The sequence below is a fragment of the Zestomonas ipomoeae genome (assembly GCF_057128665.1).
In genome coordinates this window covers 69,520-87,184 of sequence record NZ_JBSKHQ010000002.1, presented here as the reverse complement: position 1 = coordinate 87,184, position 17,665 = coordinate 69,520, and the positions used below count along the sequence as shown (strand labels likewise).

The 17,665-nt window shown below is 67.5% G+C and carries 11 protein-coding genes; 3 read left to right on the top strand and 8 right to left on the bottom strand.

What is annotated here, in order from left to right:
* Positions 1-56 precede the first annotated feature (56 nt).
* Genes ACWKV7_RS04015 through ACWKV7_RS03995 form a run of 5 tightly spaced genes read right to left on the bottom strand, consistent with a single transcriptional unit; the run spans position 57 to position 11,057 of the window.
* Positions 57-1,700 carry a diguanylate cyclase gene (locus ACWKV7_RS04015; RefSeq protein WP_483856355.1) on the bottom strand — a complete coding sequence of 548 codons (1,644 nt, stop codon included), beginning with the start codon at positions 1,698-1,700 and terminating at the stop codon, positions 57-59.
* A complete protein-coding gene (locus ACWKV7_RS04010; protein WP_483856354.1) occupies positions 1,693-2,079 on the bottom strand; it encodes a response regulator in 387 nt (128 codons plus the stop codon). Before ACWKV7_RS04010 ends, ACWKV7_RS04015 begins: the two co-directional genes overlap by 8 nt.
* Entirely contained in the window at positions 2,076-4,676 is a 2,601-nt protein-coding gene (locus ACWKV7_RS04005; protein WP_483856353.1) for a hybrid sensor histidine kinase/response regulator, read from the bottom strand. Before ACWKV7_RS04005 ends, ACWKV7_RS04010 begins: the two co-directional genes overlap by 4 nt.
* Positions 4,673-9,889, bottom strand: a complete 5,217-nt coding sequence (locus tag ACWKV7_RS04000; protein ID WP_483856352.1) for a PAS domain S-box protein — start codon at positions 9,887-9,889, stop codon at positions 4,673-4,675. The genes ACWKV7_RS04005 and ACWKV7_RS04000 overlap by 4 nt, the downstream gene beginning before the upstream one ends.
* Before the next feature lie 43 nt (positions 9,890-9,932).
* Positions 9,933-11,057 (bottom strand): HDOD domain-containing protein, encoded by a 1,125-nt coding sequence (locus tag ACWKV7_RS03995; protein ID WP_483856351.1) that lies wholly within the window; start codon positions 11,055-11,057, stop codon positions 9,933-9,935.
* Positions 11,058-11,250: 193 nt separating this feature from the next.
* Between ACWKV7_RS03995 and ACWKV7_RS03990 the strand changes: the two genes are divergently transcribed.
* Positions 11,251-12,165, top strand: a complete 915-nt coding sequence (locus tag ACWKV7_RS03990; protein ID WP_483856350.1) for a LysR family transcriptional regulator — start codon at positions 11,251-11,253, stop codon at positions 12,163-12,165.
* A 167-nt stretch (positions 12,166-12,332) separates the two neighbouring features.
* On the opposite strand, the gene ACWKV7_RS03985 is transcribed toward ACWKV7_RS03990, so the two are convergent.
* The 3 genes from ACWKV7_RS03985 to ACWKV7_RS03975 all read right to left on the bottom strand — a co-directional run bounded on the left by ACWKV7_RS03985 (position 12,333) and on the right by ACWKV7_RS03975 (position 15,827).
* The gene (locus ACWKV7_RS03985) at positions 12,333-13,220 is read right to left on the bottom strand and encodes a dihydrodipicolinate synthase family protein (protein WP_483856349.1); all 888 of its coding nucleotides are present in this window, start codon (positions 13,218-13,220) and stop codon (positions 12,333-12,335) included.
* Between the two features lie 11 nt (positions 13,221-13,231).
* Positions 13,232-14,017, bottom strand: a complete 786-nt coding sequence (locus tag ACWKV7_RS03980; protein ID WP_483856348.1) for an aldolase — start codon at positions 14,015-14,017, stop codon at positions 13,232-13,234.
* Positions 14,018-14,204: 187 nt separating this feature from the next.
* Positions 14,205-15,827 (bottom strand): SulP family inorganic anion transporter, encoded by a 1,623-nt coding sequence (locus ACWKV7_RS03975; RefSeq protein ID WP_483856347.1) that lies wholly within the window; start codon positions 15,825-15,827, stop codon positions 14,205-14,207.
* Positions 15,828-16,264: 437 nt separating this feature from the next.
* Between ACWKV7_RS03975 and ACWKV7_RS03970 the strand changes: the two genes are divergently transcribed.
* The gene (locus ACWKV7_RS03970) at positions 16,265-17,248 is read left to right on the top strand and encodes a lipin/Ned1/Smp2 family protein (RefSeq protein WP_483856346.1); all 984 of its coding nucleotides are present in this window, start codon (positions 16,265-16,267) and stop codon (positions 17,246-17,248) included.
* Between the two features lie 241 nt (positions 17,249-17,489).
* Entirely contained in the window at positions 17,490-17,645 is a 156-nt protein-coding gene (locus tag ACWKV7_RS03965; RefSeq protein WP_483856345.1) for a hypothetical protein, read from the top strand.
* The last annotated feature ends 20 nt before the right edge of the window (positions 17,646-17,665 follow it).

Sequence of the window (17,665 nt, the reverse complement as noted above, 5' to 3'; positions counted from 1 at the left end):
CAGGTGCGGCCGGCAGGTTGCGAATGGCCCGGCGTAGGCGGGGTGAAACCCGCCATCTAGGCCAGGCAGACTTGGTTGCGTCCGCCGTTTTTGGCGACGTAGAGGGCCTGGTCGGCTTTTTCCAGCAGTTCGCTTGGATGGCAGTTGCTGAGGGTGCTGGCGATGCCGGCGCTGAGGGTGACGGAGAAGGCCTGGTCGCCGGGGCCGAAGCTGAGTTCGGCGAAGCGCTCGCGAATCTCGTCGATGATTTTCTTCGCCTGCTGGCCGTCGCAGTCCGGCAGCACCGCGACGAATTCCTCGCCGCCGTAGCGGCCGAGGCTGTCGATCTTGCGCAGGCGCTGGCGCAGCAGGTTGGCTAGGGCACGGATGACGTTGTCGCCGGCGGCGTGGCCGTGGCGGTCGTTGACCTGCTTGAAGTGGTCGATGTCGAGCATCACCACGCTGGCGGGTTGCTGGCAGCGGCGCGCGCGCTCCACGCCGAGCACCACCTGTTCCTTGATGTCGGCATGCTTGAGCAGGCCGGTCAGGCTGTCCCGCGACAGGGCGTCGCTGAGCAGGCGTGCCCGCTGGGCGTGGGAGAACACCGTGGCCACCAGGGTGTTGTCGGAGATGGGTTTGCTGACGAAGTTGTCGCCGCCCTTGAGCAGCGCGTCCATCTGTTTGCCGATGTCGGTTTCGCCGGACAGGTAGATGATCGGCACCCGCAGCCAGTCATCGTCGAGGCGGATGATCTGCGCCAGCTCGGCGCCCGAGCACTCGGGCATGTACATGTCCAGCAGCAGCACTTCGGGTTTGAACGCTTCCATCACCTGCAGGGCCTGGGTCGGGTCGTGCAGGACTTCCGCCCGCATCTTGGCGTTGCGCAGCACCAGCGCGTAGCGCGTGGCCAGGTGCTCGTCGTCGTCGATGATCAGCACCCGGTAGGGCTCGCCGCTCTGCTGGGCGAAGCATCGCTCCAGGCGGTTTTCCAGTTGGGCGAGGTCCACCGGCTTGCTGAAGTAGCCGACCGTACCGGCGCGCACGGCGCGCAGTTGGGTATCGAAGTCGGTGGTGTCGGCGAGCACCAGCAGCGGCAAGGGGAGCGTCGTGTTCTGTTGCAACGCTTCGACGTAGTCCAGGCCGGCCAGGCCGCCACGCTGGTCGAGCCCGAGGTCGGCGATCAGGGCATCGGGCCGGTGGAGGGCGAGGGCGGCATCGAGGGCCGCGGTGTCGGCGAAGTAGCGCGCGTCGTAGCCGAAGCTACCGAGGGTCTGGCAGATGTTCTCGCCGACACCCGGCTGCGCTTCGAGAACGTAGATGCATTGGCCATGCTGGCGCGCGGTGGTGGGGTCGCCGGCTACCTCGGCGGTGGCCGGCGGCGGCTGTTGCAATAGCTGGGCGAGCGCGCGTAGCGGCTCTTCCAGCGCGGGCGCTGCGCGCTGCGCCGCAGGGTCCTGGGCCAGCCAGGCATCCAGTTGCAACTCCAGGGTGCGGGCGTGCCGGCCCAGTTCGGCGAAGCCGAAGGTGCCGGCGGAGCCGCCCAGGCGGTGCAGGCGCGCGCGCAGCTCCTGCACGAGCGCGCGCTGGGCGTCGTCGACCGGGCCGCGGAGGCGTCCGGCCTGTTCGAGCAGTTCCGGCAGTTCCTCGCGCAGGTGCGCGGAGAATTGCTCGGCGAGTTGCCGCAGCTGCTGCTGGAGATCCAGCGAGGGGCCGTCAGCCATGGGCGGCGCTCCAGATCGCGCGCACCTGGTTGGCCAGCTGCATGGGGTCGAAGGGCTTGATGATCACGTCGCGGGCGCCCAGGCCCCGGTAATAGGCGACTTCGGCCGGCTGCACCTTGGCGGTCATGAAGGCCACCGGGATCTGCTGCAGGTCGACGAGGTCGCGCAGCTTCTCCAGGGTCTGCGGGCCATCCATGCCGGGCATCATCACGTCCAGCAGGATGAAGTCGGGGGCAAAGGCCTGGACCTTTTCCAGCGCTTCTGTGCCTGAGGCGCAACTGAGCACCTGGAAGCCGCCAACCGCTTCCAGGGCGACCTTGGCCACGGCCTGGATCGAGGGGTCGTCCTCCACGTGCAGTATGCGTTCGAGTTGTCTCATGGCTGTCTCCCGTAGTCGTGGCTGGCCTGCCCTTGGCCGGATTCCGTGGGCGGCATCGCGATGCGCTCGGCGAGGGTCTTGATCAGTAGAGTATGGTCGATGGGTTTGCCGAGCCAGACGAGGTTCGGGGTCTCGCGGTCGAGCAGGCGCTGGCCTTCCTCGCAGTAGGCGGATATCACCAGGATCGGCAGGGTTGCGGTGGCCGGGTTCGCGCGCAGCTCGCGGATGAAGGTCACCCCGTGGATGTCCGGCAGGCGCAGGTCCAGGGTCACCGCCGCGAAGGGTTTTTCCGCCATGGCCTGGCGGGCCTGGTCCACGTTCAGCGTGCAGTCGACCCGGTAGCCGGCCTGTTCGAGCATGACCTGCAGCAGGCGGGCGATGCCCGGCTCGTCTTCCACCACCAGCACGCGCGGCGCGCTGCTGTCCTCGGCATAGCCCGACGGCAGGGTCTGCTGCTCGATCAGTGGCAGCTCGAACCAGAAGGTCGCGCCCTGCCCCGGAACCGAATGGAAGCCGACGGTGCCTTCCATGCGCTCGATCAGCTCCTTGCTGATGGCCAGGCCGAGGCCGGTGCCGGCCTGTTCGCGGCGGTCCGAGCCGTCGGCCTGGGCGAAGCGCTGGAAGATGCGCGCCTGGAACTCGTCCTGCACGCCGGGGCCCTGGTCGCTGACGCTGACCCGCACGCGGGAGCCGCGCAGTTCACCGTGCACGCGCACGGCGGCGCCGGCTGGGGAGAACTTGACGGCATTGGACAGGAAGTTGGCCAATACCTGCTGCAGGCGCAGGCCGTCGACGCGCACCCACATGTCGCCGGGCAGGTCCAGGGCGAAGGTCACGTCGTGGCGATCGGCATAGGCCAGGTTGGCGGCCAGCGCCTCCTGGATCAGCGGGCGCAGCGGTTGCACGCGCAGGTCGAAGACCATCTTGCCGGCGCTGAGCTTGTCCATGTCCAGCAGGTCGTTGATCAGCAGGCTGAGGCGCTGGCTGTTCTGCTGGGCGATCTGCAGCATCTGCCGCATCAGCGGCGGCACCTCGCCGAGCGCGCCGCCGTTGAGCAGGCCGAGGGCGCCGGCGATGGACGTGAGCGGGGTACGCAGCTCGTGGCTGACGGTGGAGATGAATTCGTTCTTCATGCGCTCGATGCGCTTGCGCTCGCTGAGGTCCTGGGTGGTGCCGCTCAGCCGGCGTACCCGGCCTTCGGCGTCGCGCTGGATGAAGCCGCGCAGCAGCACCGGCACCTCGTGGCCGTCCCGGTGCTGCAGGCGCACCTCATGGTTGAAGGCGTCGGAGTCCGACTCCAGGGCTTGCTGCAGATGCTGCTGAATGGTGGCCAGGTCGTCCGGATGCACCGCCTGTAACCAGCGCTCGGCGGGCTGCGGGCGGTCGTCGGGCGTCAGGCCGAGCATTTCCCAGGCACGTGCGGAAGCGAGGAAGGTGCCGGCCACCAGGTCCAGGTCCCACCAGCCGTCGTTGCTGCCGCGCAGCACCAAGCGCAAGCGTTCTTCGCTCTGGCTCAGGGCTTCGCTGCTCTGGCGGATGCGCTCGGTCATCTTCTGCGCGAGCATTTCGGCCTGCTCGCGGCGCTGGGTCAGCAGCGTGGCGATGAAGAACAGCAGCAGGCTGACGCCGACCCCGAGGATCAGCAGCGGCAGTTCCCGGTGCACGCCGGCCTCGAAACCCGGCCGGCTGCTGAAAATCAGCGTCCAGGTCTGGCCATAGAGATCCAGTTGGCGTTGCAGGGTGAAGCGGGGGCGATGATTCGGTTGTTCCTGGCTGAGATAGAGCAGCGCTTCGGCGGCCGGCGTGGGGCCGGCGTAGATGGCGAAGTCCAGCTTAAGTACCTGCGGGCCGAGGATGCCGGTCATCAGGTCGGCCATGCGGTAGGGACTGTAGACGAAGCCGCGCAGCGCCTCCAGGCGCTGGGCCGGCGTATCCAGCGGCTGGCCAGGGCGATAGACCGGCACATACATCAGCAGGCCCGGCTGCACCTTGCCGTGGGTTTCCTGCAGCAGGGTAACGCGGTCGGTGATGCGGGTTTCCCCGCTGCGGGCGGCAGCGAGCATCGCCGCCCGGCGGGTCGGCTCGGACAGCATGTCGTAGCCGAAGGCCGCCAGGTTGCGGTCGCTGAACGGCTCCAGGTAGACGATCGAACTGTAGCGCTCGCGCGGTCCCGTCGGGTGCACGGCGAACGACGGAAAGCCCTCCTCGTGCACCTGCGCTTCGAACGACGCCAGCTCCTCGGGTTTGAGGATGCGGGCGAAGCCCACTCCCTGGATGCCCGGGTAGTTCTGCGCCAGCCTCAACCGGGACACATAGGTGCGCCACTCGTCGCGACTGACATCGAGGCTGGCGTCGAACAGGCCGGCGCCGCCGAGCAGGATCTGCTCGTGGTCGGTCATGCGCTTGTTGATCGAGCGACTGAGTTCGTTGGCCAGCAGTTCGAACTGGTGGGCGGCGGCCAGGCGCTCGCGCTGGTGCAGGTGGATCCAGGCCGCGAGGTCGGCCAGCAAAGCGATGGCCAGCACGGCCCAGGCAAGACCGTTGCGACGGCTGAAGAGAATCCGCCAGCGCCCGCCTACGGGCGCCTCGCCACTCATGGGGATACCTCGTCGTCGGCTGCCGCCAACGGCAGCTCGAACCAGAAGGTGGCCCCCTGACCCGGTGGCGAGTCGAACCCGATGATGCCGTGCATACGCTCGATCAACTCCTTGCAGATGGCCAGGCCCAGGCCGGTACCGCTTTTCTGGCGCGTATCGCTGGCATCGGCCTGGGAGAACTTGCTGAAAATGCGTGCCTGGAACGCCTCCGGCACGCCCGGACCCTGGTCGCGAACGCTGACCCGGACCCGCTCGCCGCTGGGCTCGACGAGCACGCGTACCTCGGCCCCCGGCGGCGAGAACTTCGCGGCATTGGACAACAGGTTGGCCAGCACTTGTTCCAGGCGCTGGCCGTCCACCGTGACCCAGGCGTCGTCCAGGCGCCGATGCAGCACCAGGTCCACCTGGTGCTGCTCGGCATAGGGCCGGTTGTGCTCCAGGGCCTGTTCGATGATCGGCATCAGCGGTGCGCGGCGCATGTCGAAGACCATCTGCCCGGCCACCAGTTTGTCCATGTCCAGCAGGTCGTTGATCAGCAGGTTCAGGCGCTGGCTGTTCTGCTGGGCGATCTGCAGCATCTGCTGCATGGCCTCCGGTACGTCGCCCAGGGCACCGCCTGTGATCAGCCCCAGCGACCCGGCGATGGAGGTCAGGGGCGTGCGCAGCTCGTGGCTGACGGTGGAGACGAACTCGCTCTTCATGCGTTCGATGCGCTTGCGCTCGCTGATATCGCGGATCACGCCGATGAAACGCTGCTCGCCCTGGTGGCTGATCTGCGACACCGACAATTCCAGAGTGAAGACCTGGCCGTTGCGCCGCAGCCCCGGCAATTCCAGCACATTGCCGACGACCTTCGAGGGCTGGCCGGTCCGGTGTTTTTTCAGGGCCGCGTCATGGGCTGAGCGTTGCGGCTCCGGCATCAGCAGCCTGATGTTGCGCCCCCGGATTTCCCGGTGGTCGTAGCCAAACATGACCTCTGCTGCACGGTTGAAGGTTTCGATGCGCCCGTGGCCGTCGATGGTGACAATCGCGTCCAGCACGTTGTCCAGCACCGTGCGCAGGTAGTGCTCGCGTTCGCGGATATCGCGCTCGGCGGCGACCCGCTCGCTGAAATCCTGGATCTGGCTGACGAAGTACAGTGGCCGGCCCTCGCCGTCGCGCAGCAGGGATACGCTGAGCAGGGCCCAGATCACCCGGCCGAGCTTGTCCAGGTAGCGCTTTTCCAGTTGGTAGCCGTGGATGCGTCCGGCCAGGAGGGCGTTCACATTGCGCAGGTCTTCCTGGCGGTCGTCCGGATGCGTGATCTGTGCGACGTTGCGGGCCAGCAACTCCTCCCGGCTGTAGCCGAGCATGCGGCACAGCTCGTCGTTGACCTCCAGCCAGCGGCCTTCGGGGCTGACCAGTGCCATGCCGAGGGGCGCCGTATTGAACGCGCTATAGAAGCGCTGCTGGCTCAGGCGCAGTTCGTCCTCCATGTACTTGCGCTCGCTGATGTCCCAGATGAAGCCGCTGATCCAGAGCAGTTGGCCCTGGCTGTCGTACTCGCCGCGGCCTTTCTCGCGCACCCAGATGTTGCGGCCATCGGCATGCACCATGCGGTAGGTCAGCTCGAAGGGTTCCTGGCGCTCCAGGAAGGCCTGGGCGGTGTAGGTGATCGGCAGGTCGTCGGGATGCACCACGCTGGCGAAGCTGCGCACCGTGCTGTCGATGAAATCGCTGGCCGGGTAGCCGCAGAGGTCGAACACCGTGTCGCTGATATAGCGCATGGTCCACTGGGCATCGTTGCCGCAGCGATAGACTACGCCCGGCAGGCTGGCGACCATGCCGCGGAAGCGGCTCTCGCTTTTCTGCAGGGCGCGGGTGGCCTGCTGCAGTTCGGAAATGTCACTGGCGATGCCGAGAAAACCATCGCTCGCGCCTTGCTCGTTGCGGATCGCGCTGACCGTGAGGTTGACCGTGCGCAGCTCGCCGTCCTTGCGTAGATAGGTCCACTGGCGGGTTTCCGGCTCGCCGTCGCGCACCATGGCGACGAACACCTCGAAGCCTTCCACCGGCCGTCCCAGTTCGCGCGTCAGCTGCTCGCCGCGCTGCTCTATCTCGCTCGGCAGATGAAAAACGGCCGGTGTCTGCTGGCCGACCATTTCCTGCGCGGTGTAGCCCAGCAGGCGTTCGGCGCCGGCATTGAACAGCGTGATCAGGCCGTCGGCGTCGGTGGCGATGATCGACACGCCGGTGGCCGAATCCATCACCGCCTGGAGAAAGCTGCGGGCTTCGCGGATCTCTTCTTCGCGCTGCCTGGCTTCGCTGATATCGGTGTGGGTGCCGTACATCATCAGCGGCAGGCCCTCGCCGGTGCGGCTGACCACCTGGCCGCAGGTGTGCACCCAGACCCAGTGGCCCTGCTTGTGGCGCATGCGGCACTGGCAATCGTAGAAGGGCAGTTCGCCGGCGAAGTGGCGCTCCAGCAGGCGGTTGGCCTGTTGCCGGTCCTCGGGGTGGGTCAGCCGTGTCCAGGTCTCGATGCTCAGCGGCTTGAGTTCGTCCAGGCGGTAGCCGAGCATCTCCGCCCAGCGGTCATTGAAGATGGCCTTGCCGGTCTGCACGTTCCACTCCCAGGTGCCGACGTGGGTGCCCTCGATGATGCTGGTCAGGCGCTCCCGCTGTTCCTTGAGGCTGGCTTCGGCCTGGGCGCGCTCGGTGACGTCCTGCACCGTGCCGACCATGCGCACCATGTCGCCGTGTTCGTCCGGTTGCAGGCGTGCCAGCTCATGCACCCAGCGGGTCTCGCCATCTGGACGGATGATCCGGTGTACCACGTCGTGCACGCCGCCGGCACGGGCACGCAATTCGCTCAGCTCGATCAGTGGCATGTCCTCCGGATACACGCACTTCTTGAAGGCCTCGATGCTCGGCCTGAACTGCTCCGGGTCGTAGCCGAAGATGTCGAAGATCACGCTGGACCAGTACAGCTCGCCGGTCTGCAGGTTGGCTTCCCAGTGGCCCAGGCGGGCGATGCGCTGGGCCTTGTCGAGGCGCTCCAGCAGGGCCTGGCGGGCCTGCTCCTGCTCCTGGCGCTCGAGGGTGGCACCGACCCAGCGGGCGAATAGCTGGATGAATTCCAGGTCGGCCTCGTCGAAGGCGGGCGAGTGGGGCGTAGCCGAGGAAAAGTTGAGCGTGCCGAAGCGTTCGCCGGCCACCCACAGGCTGGTGCCGATGTACGCCTCCAGGGCAAACGAGCGGTAGCAGGGGTGGCCGGCGTAGACGGACTCGCTCATGTAGGAAATGGCCAGGGGCGCGTCGTGCTGCAGGGTGATCTGGCAGTAGGTGTTCTCCAGCGGAAAATGCTGGCCGTCCTCCAGGCTGCCGGGCGGGGAGACCTGCACTACTACCTGGTAGTCATTGCCGTCGATGCGGCTGATGATACCCAGCGGCAAACCGTAGAATCCCGCGCCCAGTTGCAGGGCCTGGCGCAACTGCTCCTGGCTGCTCAGATGCGGCAGCGCGGCGATCTCGTTGAGTGCGCGCAGTGCCTGCTGCTGGCGCTGCTGGCGTTGCTCGATCGCGTTCTTGTCGCGCTCGTAGCGCAAGGCATCGAGCAGTTGGCCGAGCGTGGTCTGTAGCGGCGCCAGGTAGCTCGGCAGCTCGTCGGAATAGCCGCCTGGCCGGTTGGCCAGGCAGAGTACGCCGAGCAGTTCGCCATGGTAGTGCACCGGCAGGCCGAGCAGCGCCTGCAGCGGCTCCGAACCGCTGGGCAGGCCCTGGCAGGTGGCTGCGGGTGCGTTGTCGATCTGTGCCGTGCCGGTTCGCACGACACGCCCGAGCAGCGCGCTGCCATCGTGCAACGTCAGGATTTCGGGCGTCAGCGGGGTGTAGGGGCCGGGCTCCGCGGGGGGCTGGGCGAAGCAGCCGACTGCGTAGCTGTTGAGTAGCGGCAGACCGTTGTCGTCGCGCAGCACTTCGCCGAACAGGCCGAGGCGGCTGTCGGTCAGTTGCAGGATCTGCTGCAGCAGTTGGTCGAAGGTCTGCCGGTGGCTCTTGGTGTCGATATAGGCGGCCTGGGCCTGGCTGATGATGGCCAGCAGGCGGCGCGAGGCCTCGCTCTCCCGATGCTTGTCCTGCAGCCGTGACTGGTGCTGGAAGTGCTGGCGCAGCAGCGCGCCCCGGCTGGCCAGCAACAGGCCGAGCAGCAGCAGGCTGGCGCTCAGCCAGGCCAGCAGCCATTTGAACACCAGTTTGCGCAGATCCCGCCGATGGGTGTCGGCCAGTTCGCTGATGTCACGCCAGAGCAGCACCGCGGCCAGGTCGGGACGCTGCGTGTCGCCCATGCCGAGAAAGTCGCGCAGGGGAATCCGCGTCAGCAGGTAGGTGCTGCCGTTTTCCTCCATCAGGCGGAAGCGCGGGCCGCCCGGCGTCGGCAGCAGGCCTTGCTCCAGCCAGTCGATCACCTGGTCGCGGGACTGAAAGTGCAGTCGCCAGCGGGGCGCATCCGCCCCGTCGCCGGGGGTATGCGTGCCCAGTTGGCGGGCGAGCAACTGCTCGTTGAGCAACAGCGCCACGCCGCTGGCGAGCTGCTGGTCGAGCTGTTCCAGGTCGTGCAGCGGGTCGCTGTCCACTTCCACCGCGCCAATCGTGTGCTCGCCCTCCAGAGTTGCCACGCGCAGCAGCTCCACCGCGCGCATGCCGATCCCGCCATAGCCCGCGCCCAGCCCGGCCTGGGGCGCGTCTAGGGCCAGCGCACGTTCGAGGATCGGCTTGCGCAGTTCCTGGTTGCCGCTGAACTCGCTGTTCTGTTGCAGCCCGAGCAGGACCTCGCCGCCTGGCGCCAGGTGCAGGTAGAGGTTGAAATGCTGGGTGTCCTGCAGGCTACGCCAGCGCGGTGCCACGCGGGTGAACAGCTGCGAGCGGATCCGCTCCAGGGGTTCGTCGTCCAGATCCATGCCCTGTTCGCGCAGCACATGGGCCTGGCGCACCAGCTCCACGGTCCAGGAGTCGGCGGCCACCGTGCTGGCCAGCAGCTCCAGGCTCTGGCGCTGGGCCTGTTGCAGGCTTTGCAGGGTCAATTCCTGGGCCTCGCTCTGCTTGGCCAGTTGCAATTGCCACAGGTGCAGGCGTTCTTCCCGTGCTTGCCAGCCCAGCCAGGCGAACAGCAGCAACAGCCCGAGGCTACCGAAAACTGCGATTTGACCGATCTTGTAGCGAGTCTTGCGACGCATGCAGCGGTTACTCGTCCGGCAAAGAAAAACAGACACTGAAGGTTCAGGATAGTCCGGCCAGGCGGCGCAGCCGTTCGAGCGCGGCCGGGTCTTGCTGGTCGAGCTCGGCGGCGGCCAGGCGCAACAGTACCTGCTCGCGGCGTACCTGGGCGGATGGCAGTGCGTAGACAGCGCCGATCAGTTCGCGCAGTGCCATGGGCATCTGCCAGCGGGCCTTGAGCTGGACCGCGAAGGGCGCGCTGAAGGTGCCCATCGCCTCGTGCACCTGGGCCTCATCGAGGGCCTTGCCGCTGTCGAGCCAGCCTTGCGCCAGGAACAGCACGCACAGCTCGCCCAGGCGATGCAGCAGGGCGGCCGTCAGGCACTGGGCCGGGTCCTGGCCGCATTGCCGGGCCAGCGCTACCACGCGCTCGGCAAGCTGTTCGATGGCTTCCAGGTGGGGGGCTGCCATGGCCTGCAGGCGCGAATCGCCGAGGGTGCCGGCCTGGCGCAGCGCCATGCCCATGGCCAGCGCCAGGCTGGTCGGCCCGCCGAGCTTGTGCAGGGCTTCGCCGAGACTCAGGCAGGGACGCCCGCCGGTGAGGTAGGCACTGCTGTTGGCCACGGCGATCAGCCGCGCGCTGAGGGCCGGGTCCTGTTGCCAGCTCTCGACCAGCGCGCGCAGGTCGAGGGTCTTGCCCTGCAGGGTCTGTTGCAGGCGCTCCTTGACGCCGCTCAGCAGCGGCAGGTCCAGGGCCGTTGCGTCCAGACCGCCGAGGTAGGCCAGAAAATCCTGTTCTGCGACAGCGACCTCGGGCGGGTCGTCGTCCGTCGGCAGCAGCTTCTGCAGGCACTCGACCACCCGCGGGACCTGGAACGGCTTGCTGATGAAGGCACTGATGCCCAGCGGTCGCACCTCCAGCACGCTGGCCCGGTCGGAACGACCGGTGACCACCACCAGCGGGGTCTGGCGATCCTCGCGGCGGATCTTCTCCAGCATGCTCACGCCGCTCGGGCCCGGCAGGTTCCAGTCGGCCAGCACCAGTTGGTAGGGCGCGCGCTGCCAGGCATCGAACGCCTGTTGCGCATCGCCGAACAGCTCGACCCGGGCCGCTGGGCGAATGCTCAGCACGATCTGCTTGAGCAGGTCGGCGATCCAGGGGTCGTCTTCCAGAATCATCACGCGCATACGGCTTCCTTTGGCGCTGGACGAAGGAGAGGGGCAGCAAGCAATGGTGGCATTGTCCCATCACGCCATGCCGGGCCTGGATCAATGACTCGTTCGACTTTAGTCGCTGGCGGGCATTTTTTCGAAGCGGCGATGGAGGCGCGCGCAGTGCCCGGATAAGGTAATGCGCTTCGTCCGGGATCAGAGGGCCGCGATGGACTTTCGCCAGCTTCGCTATTTCGCCGCGCTTTACCAGGAGGGCCATGTCGGCCGCGCCGCCGAGCGCCTGTGCATCTCCCAGCCGGCGCTGTCGCAACAGATTCGCCAACTGGAAAACCTGCTCGATGTGGCGCTGTTCCAGCGGGAGAACAAGCGCCTGATCCCGACCCCGGCGGGCCACGAGCTCTACCAGCATGCCGTGCCGCTGCTCGACGGGCTCGAGCGGGCGCGCGAGGCCATGCAAGCCTATTGTGGCCAGGCACCGAAAAGCCTGGCCGTCGGCGTGCTGCAGACGGTCAACGCCAGCCTGGTGCCGGCGCTGCTGGAACGCCTGCGGCAACGCTTGCCGGGGCTGCGGCTGCAGGTCTACGAACTGTCCGCAGGCGAGATCGAGCGGCGCCTGCTGGCCGGCAGCCTGGACATCGGCATCAGCTTTTTGCCGCCGCGCCAGCCCTGGCTGCACGGCATGCCGGTGTACGAGGACGAGTTGCACCTGGTGGTCGGCGCGCAGCACGCGCTCAAGGATTGCCCGCGGGTCTCCCTGGCCCAGGCGGCCGAGGCGCCGGCGATGCTGCTGGGGGAGGAATTCCGCGTCCGGCAGATCTGGCAGGAACAACTGGCCCGGCTGGGGCGACAGGCCCGGGTGCAGGCGGAGCTGAACCAGATGAACGGTATCCTCGACAGCCTGGCGGGGACCAACCTGGCCACCGTGCTGCCAGGCCGCGCCCGCCTTTTGCGAGCCGGAACGGGATTGCGGTGGAAGCCCCTGTGCGAGCCGCGGGTGCCCTTGCAGATCGGCCTGGTGTTTCGCGATGCGCAGCGGCAGAAACCGATGCTGGAACTGTTCGCCGAATTGCTCGACGGCATCGAGCAGGAACGACGCCACGCCGACCCGCCGGGTGCGGTTTAGGCGCCTGGCGACGAGGCCCCGCGGGCGGGGGCATCGTCGCCGGGATCGCGCGTGTTTGGCTTTGGGAGCGCGCGCCTCAACCCGGCCTGCCAACGGGGCTGACCCATAGGTTGCGGCGGGGCGTGTAGCTTGAGGCGCGCAGCGACGAAGCCCGCCGGGCGGGCCCGTTAGCCCAGTTGCTCGATCAACCCCGCCAGCCGCTCCCGCCGCGCAGCGTCCAGGGGCTGCAGGGGCGGGCGTGGGGCGCCGGCGGCGATACCGCACAGCTCCAGGCCGGCCTTGATGGTGGTCGGCAGGCCGCCCTGCAGAATGAACTGCAACAGCGGCAACTGCCGGTAGAACAGCTCCCTGGCGCGGGTCAGGTCGCCGCCCTGCGCCGCCTCGTAGAGTGCCAGGCAGTGGTCGGCGATCAGGTTGGGCGCCGCGGTGCACCAGCCCACCGCACCGGCGGCGAAGGCTTCCAGCGCCAACGGATTGCTGCCGTTGTACAGCGGGATGCTGCCGTCGGACAGCTGCATCAGCCGATGCATGCGCTGGATGTCGCCGCTGCTCTCCTTGACCATGGTGATGTTGTCGATCTCGCGCACCAGCCGGGCGATCAGCTCCGGTGACATGTCCACGCCGCTGGTGGCCGGGTTGTTGTAGAGCATGATCGGCAGGTCGATGGCCTGGGCGATCTGCCGGTAGTGCTGGTGGATTTCCGCCTCGGAGAGTTTCCAGTAGGCCATCGGCAACACCATCACCGCGTCGGCGCCGACCTGCTGGGCGAAGCGCGCCCGGCGCACGGCGCTGGCGGTGGTCAGGTCGGAGATGCCCACCACCACCGGCACCCGCCGCGCGATGTGCCGTACCGACAGTTCTGCGGTCTCGTGCCATTCGCGGTCGCTCAGGTAGGCGCTCTCGCCGGTGCTGCCCAGCGGGGCGATGGCGTGGCAGCCGCTGGCGATCAGACGGTCGAGCATGCGTGTCAGCACGTCGGCGTCGATGCCTTCGCCGCCGGCGGCGAACGGGGTGACCGGGTAGGCGATGATGCCTTTGAATTGCAGTGCGTTCATGGCTGTTTTCCTCATTCGGTCGGCAGGCAGTCGGGGTGGCGGCGCAGGGCACGGCGGGCGTAGTAGGCGAAGGCCGCCTGCTCGCGCCGCGGCGTGGATATCCAGTCGTGGGCTTCGCGGGCGAGCGCGGCGGGGATCGGCTTGATCGCGCCGGCGGCCATGGCCAGCAATTGCATCTGTGCGGCTCGCTCGATCAGCACGGCGAGCACGCAGGCCTCCTCGACGGTGCGCCCGGTGACCAACTGGCCGTGGTGGGCCAGCAGCACGGCGCGCTTGTCGCCGAGGGCGGCGCTGATGATCTCGCCCTCTTCATTGCCTACCGGCACGCCCGGCCACTCGCCAAGGAACGCGCAGTCGTCGAACAGCGGGCAGACATCCATGTGGGACACCACCAGCGGCGTTTCCAGCATCGACAGCGCCGCCACGTGCAACGGGTGGGTGTGGATGATGCAGTTGACGTCCGGACGGGCGCGGTAGATCCAGCTGTGGAAGCGGTTGGCCGGGTTGGCCATGCCTTCGCCGTCGAGTACCTGCAGGTCCTCGTCGACCCGCAGCAGGTTGTGCGCGTCGATCTCGTCGAAGCCCAGGCCCAGGCGCTGGGTGTAGTAGCTGCCGGGCGGCTCGGCGCGGCAGGTGATCTGCCCGGCGAGCCCGGAGTCGTGGCCGGCGTCGTAGAGAATGCGGCAGGTCAGCGCCAGTTTCTGGCGCGTGCTCCAGCGGTCGTGGGCCAGGCTGTGTTGCATTTGCCGATGGGCCTGGGCCATCAGCGCGGTTTTGCTCATCTCGAAAGTGGACATGGCAGGCATCGCCTCTGCGACAGGGTGCAAGGAAGTGCTCGAGCGAACGCAGAGTAAGGGCGCCCGCAGGACGCCGGCCATTTCGATTTGGCAGGAGTTTCGATAAGCGCAGCTTATCGATGGGCGCGGCGGAGGGGCGTGCGTCCGGCGGCGATCCTGGGCGGTCGCTGCCGGACAGGCGCTGGGCTCAGTGTCCCATCAGTTGGTCGATGCCTTCCGGTTTGTCGTGCACGCCGAAGCGGTCGACGATGGTGGCGCTGGCTTCGTTGAGGCCGAGCACCTCGACCTGCGCCCCTTCGCGGCGGAACTTGATGACCACTTTGTCCAGCGCGGCCACGGCGGTGATGTCCCAGAAGTGCGCACGGGACAGGTCGATGACCACCTTGCCGAGGACTTCCTTGAAGTCGAAGGCGCCGACGAACTTGTCCGAGGAGCTGAAGAACACCTGGCCGGTCACCCGGTAGGTGCGCTGGTTGCCGTCTGTGGCCAGCTCCGAATCGATGCGCAGGTAGTGGCCGATCTTGTTGGCGAAGAACAGCGCCGCCAGCAGCACGCCGACGAACACGCCGTAGGCCAGGTTGTGGGTGAACACCACGACCAGCACGGTGGCGACCATGACGATGTTGGTCGACAGCGGGTAGTGCCTGAGGTTGCGCAGCGAGTCCCAGCTGAAGGTGCCGATGGAGACCATGATCATCACCGCCACCAGCGCGGCCATGGGGATCTGGCTCACCCACTCGCTGAGGAACACCACCATCAGCAGCAGCACCGAGCCGGCCACCAGGCACGACAGCCGGCCGCGGCCGCCGGATTTCACGTTGATCACCGACTGGCCGATCATCGCGCAGCCGGCCATGCCGCCCATCAGCCCGGCGGCGATGTTGGCCAGGCCCTGGCCCTTGCACTCGCGGTTCTTGTCGCTGGAAGTGTCGGTGAGGTCGTCGACGATGGTGGCGGTCATCATCGATTCCAGCAGGCCGACCACCGCCATCGCGGCGGCATAGGGAAAGATGATCGCCAGGGTCTCGACGGTCAGCGGCACGTCCGGCCAGAGGAAGACCGGCAGGGTGTCGGGCAGCTCGCCCATGTCGCCGACGGTGCGGATGTCCAGGCCGAGCAGCATGGCCACGCCGGTGAGCAGCACGATGCACACCAGTGGCGAGGGAATCACCAGGTTCCTGCTCCAGCGCATCAGCACCACCGCCAGGGCCAGCCCGATGCCGGCCACGGCGTAGCCCAGGCGCGCATCGACGCTGCCCAGTACCAGGGCGAAACCGAGGATCAGGAAGTACAGGCCGATGCCCGGGAAGGTGCGCTGGCCGAGCCAGGGCAGGCCGTAGATCAGCACCAGGCCGGCGGCCGTCATCGCGTAGACGTGCCAGGTGACGCCGGTCAGTTCGGGAAGCTGCGCCATGAAGATCAGGATCGCCAGGGCGTTGACGAAGCCAGTGACCACCGAGCGCGAGACGAAGCGCATCAGCGAGCCCAGCTTCAGGTAGCCGGCGCCGATCTGCAGCACGCCGCAGAGCAGGCTGGCGGCCAGCAGGTATTCCAGGCCGTGATTCTTCACCAGGGTAACCATCAGCAGGGCCATGGCGCCGGTGGCGGCGGAGATCATGCCCGGGCGGCCGCCGGCGAAGGCGATCACCACGGCGATGCAGAAGGAGGCATAGAGGCCGACCTTGGGGTCGACGCCGGCGATGATCGAAAAGGCGATCGCCTCCGGGATCAGCGCCAGCGCCACCACGAGACCGGCGAGCACATCGCCGCGAAGGTTGGAAAACCAGGTCTGTTTGATCGTCTGCAACATCGCAATTTCCAGAGCAAGGCATCGCTTGGCCGTGGCGAACCGCGGGCCGGTCGATACAGGTTTCGAATTATGGGCATCCGCCGGGCAGGGCACGGTGGACAGTCGGCCGCCCGGCCAGCGGGCGGTCGCGGGGGCGACGAGGGCGAGCGCCATGGCGGGGTGGGCAGCCAGGTCGTGCTGCGCGCGGGGTCGCGTCGGCTAGCGAACAGGCCGCGCAGTCTACAGGCGCAGGCCACGGCTGGCGATCTTCGCCGACCGAACGTTCCCGTCGGGAGCAGCGCCTGCCACCCTGGGGAACACGGCAGGGGTGTGCGCCAGGTCGCGGTTCTTGCACGCACGTCCAACGGACGGGTCACCGGTCGGTCATATCGGCGCAGGATACTCGGCGCTTCGCTCGCACTTCGCCGAGACAAAACCGATAAGAAAGGAGCCCCCGAATGCTACGCAGCAAAACCCTGGCCGCCTTGCTGGCCCTGACCTTCAGCGTCGCCGTGCAGGCCGCGACCACCTGCCCGGACTACCAGACCCCGCAACAGGCGCCGACCGTGCCGACCCCGGCGAAGAAGTCCTTCCGCCACTTCGGCAGCAGCCTGCTCAGCGCCTTCTACAAGCCCTGGCACATGGTGCACGACGCCATGGTCGCCGAAGGCCAGTTCATCTACCTGGTCGGCAAGTTCGACTACGACGCGGTGCTGCACAAGGACCTGGAGGACGAGCGCGTGCACGTCTACCTCTATGGCACCGGCATGCAGAACTGGGAATACCTGGGCAGCCGCATCACCGACAGCGACGGCAAGATCGCCATGACCCTGCCGGCGCGCCCGGCCGGCGAGTACCGCGTGCGCATGGTGGTGGAGGGTGACCTGACCAGCGTGGACGGTTGGGTCAGCGTGGTCGAGAAGGGCCGCCAGGCGGTGCTGTTCGACATCGACGGCACCCTGACCATCAACGATTTCGAGGCCTACGCCGATTACCTCGGCATCAAGACCGCCACGCCCTATTACTACGCCCCGGAAACCGTGCGTGCCTACCAGCAGAAGGGCTACCAGATCGTCTACCTGACCGCGCGGCCCTACTGGGTCACCCGCGATGGTCGCGAGTGGTTCACCAAGCAGAACCTGCTGAGCTGGCACTACCGCAGCAACCCCTACGGCGACGGCCCGATTCCGCCGAACACCGTCGAGCACAAGAGCAACTACGTGCGCTACCTGCGCGAAACCGTCGGGCTGGACATCGTGCGTGCCTACGGCAATGCCAGCACCGACATCGAGGCCTACGCCAACGGCGGTATGCCCAAGGCCGATACCTGGATCATCGGCGAGAACGCCGGCAAGCAGGGCACCCAGGGCATCACCGGCGACTACGCCCTGCACTACGCCAACGTAGTGCAGAACACCCCGCCGGCGGCCTGCCGGCGCTGAGCCCTGCCCAACCCATGGCCGCCCCGGCCTGATATCCGGGGCGGCCATGCTTCCACGGGAGCGATTTCGCCGATTGCGGCACTCTCGCCCCAGGCTTCGGTCAACAAGGGGTTGGCGGCGCCCTGGTCCGCCATGCCCCATTTCGGGCGGTCAATCTCGTTGGAGGACAATCATGCGTACTTCTCTACTTTTATCCGCAGTTTTTGCGCTTTTCCTGGCGGGGTGTGACAAGGAACCCGACATGCCGACGCCCCCGCCGGCACCCGCTCCGCAAACCTCCGAACCGGCGCAGACCACGCCGCCCGCACCGCCGATGAGCGAGCCGGACGTTCCCGCCGAGCCCGCTCCGCAGCCGGCGCCGACCGAGCTGGAAGACGGAGCGATGGAACAACAGTAGGCGCCCCGTCCACGGAAAAC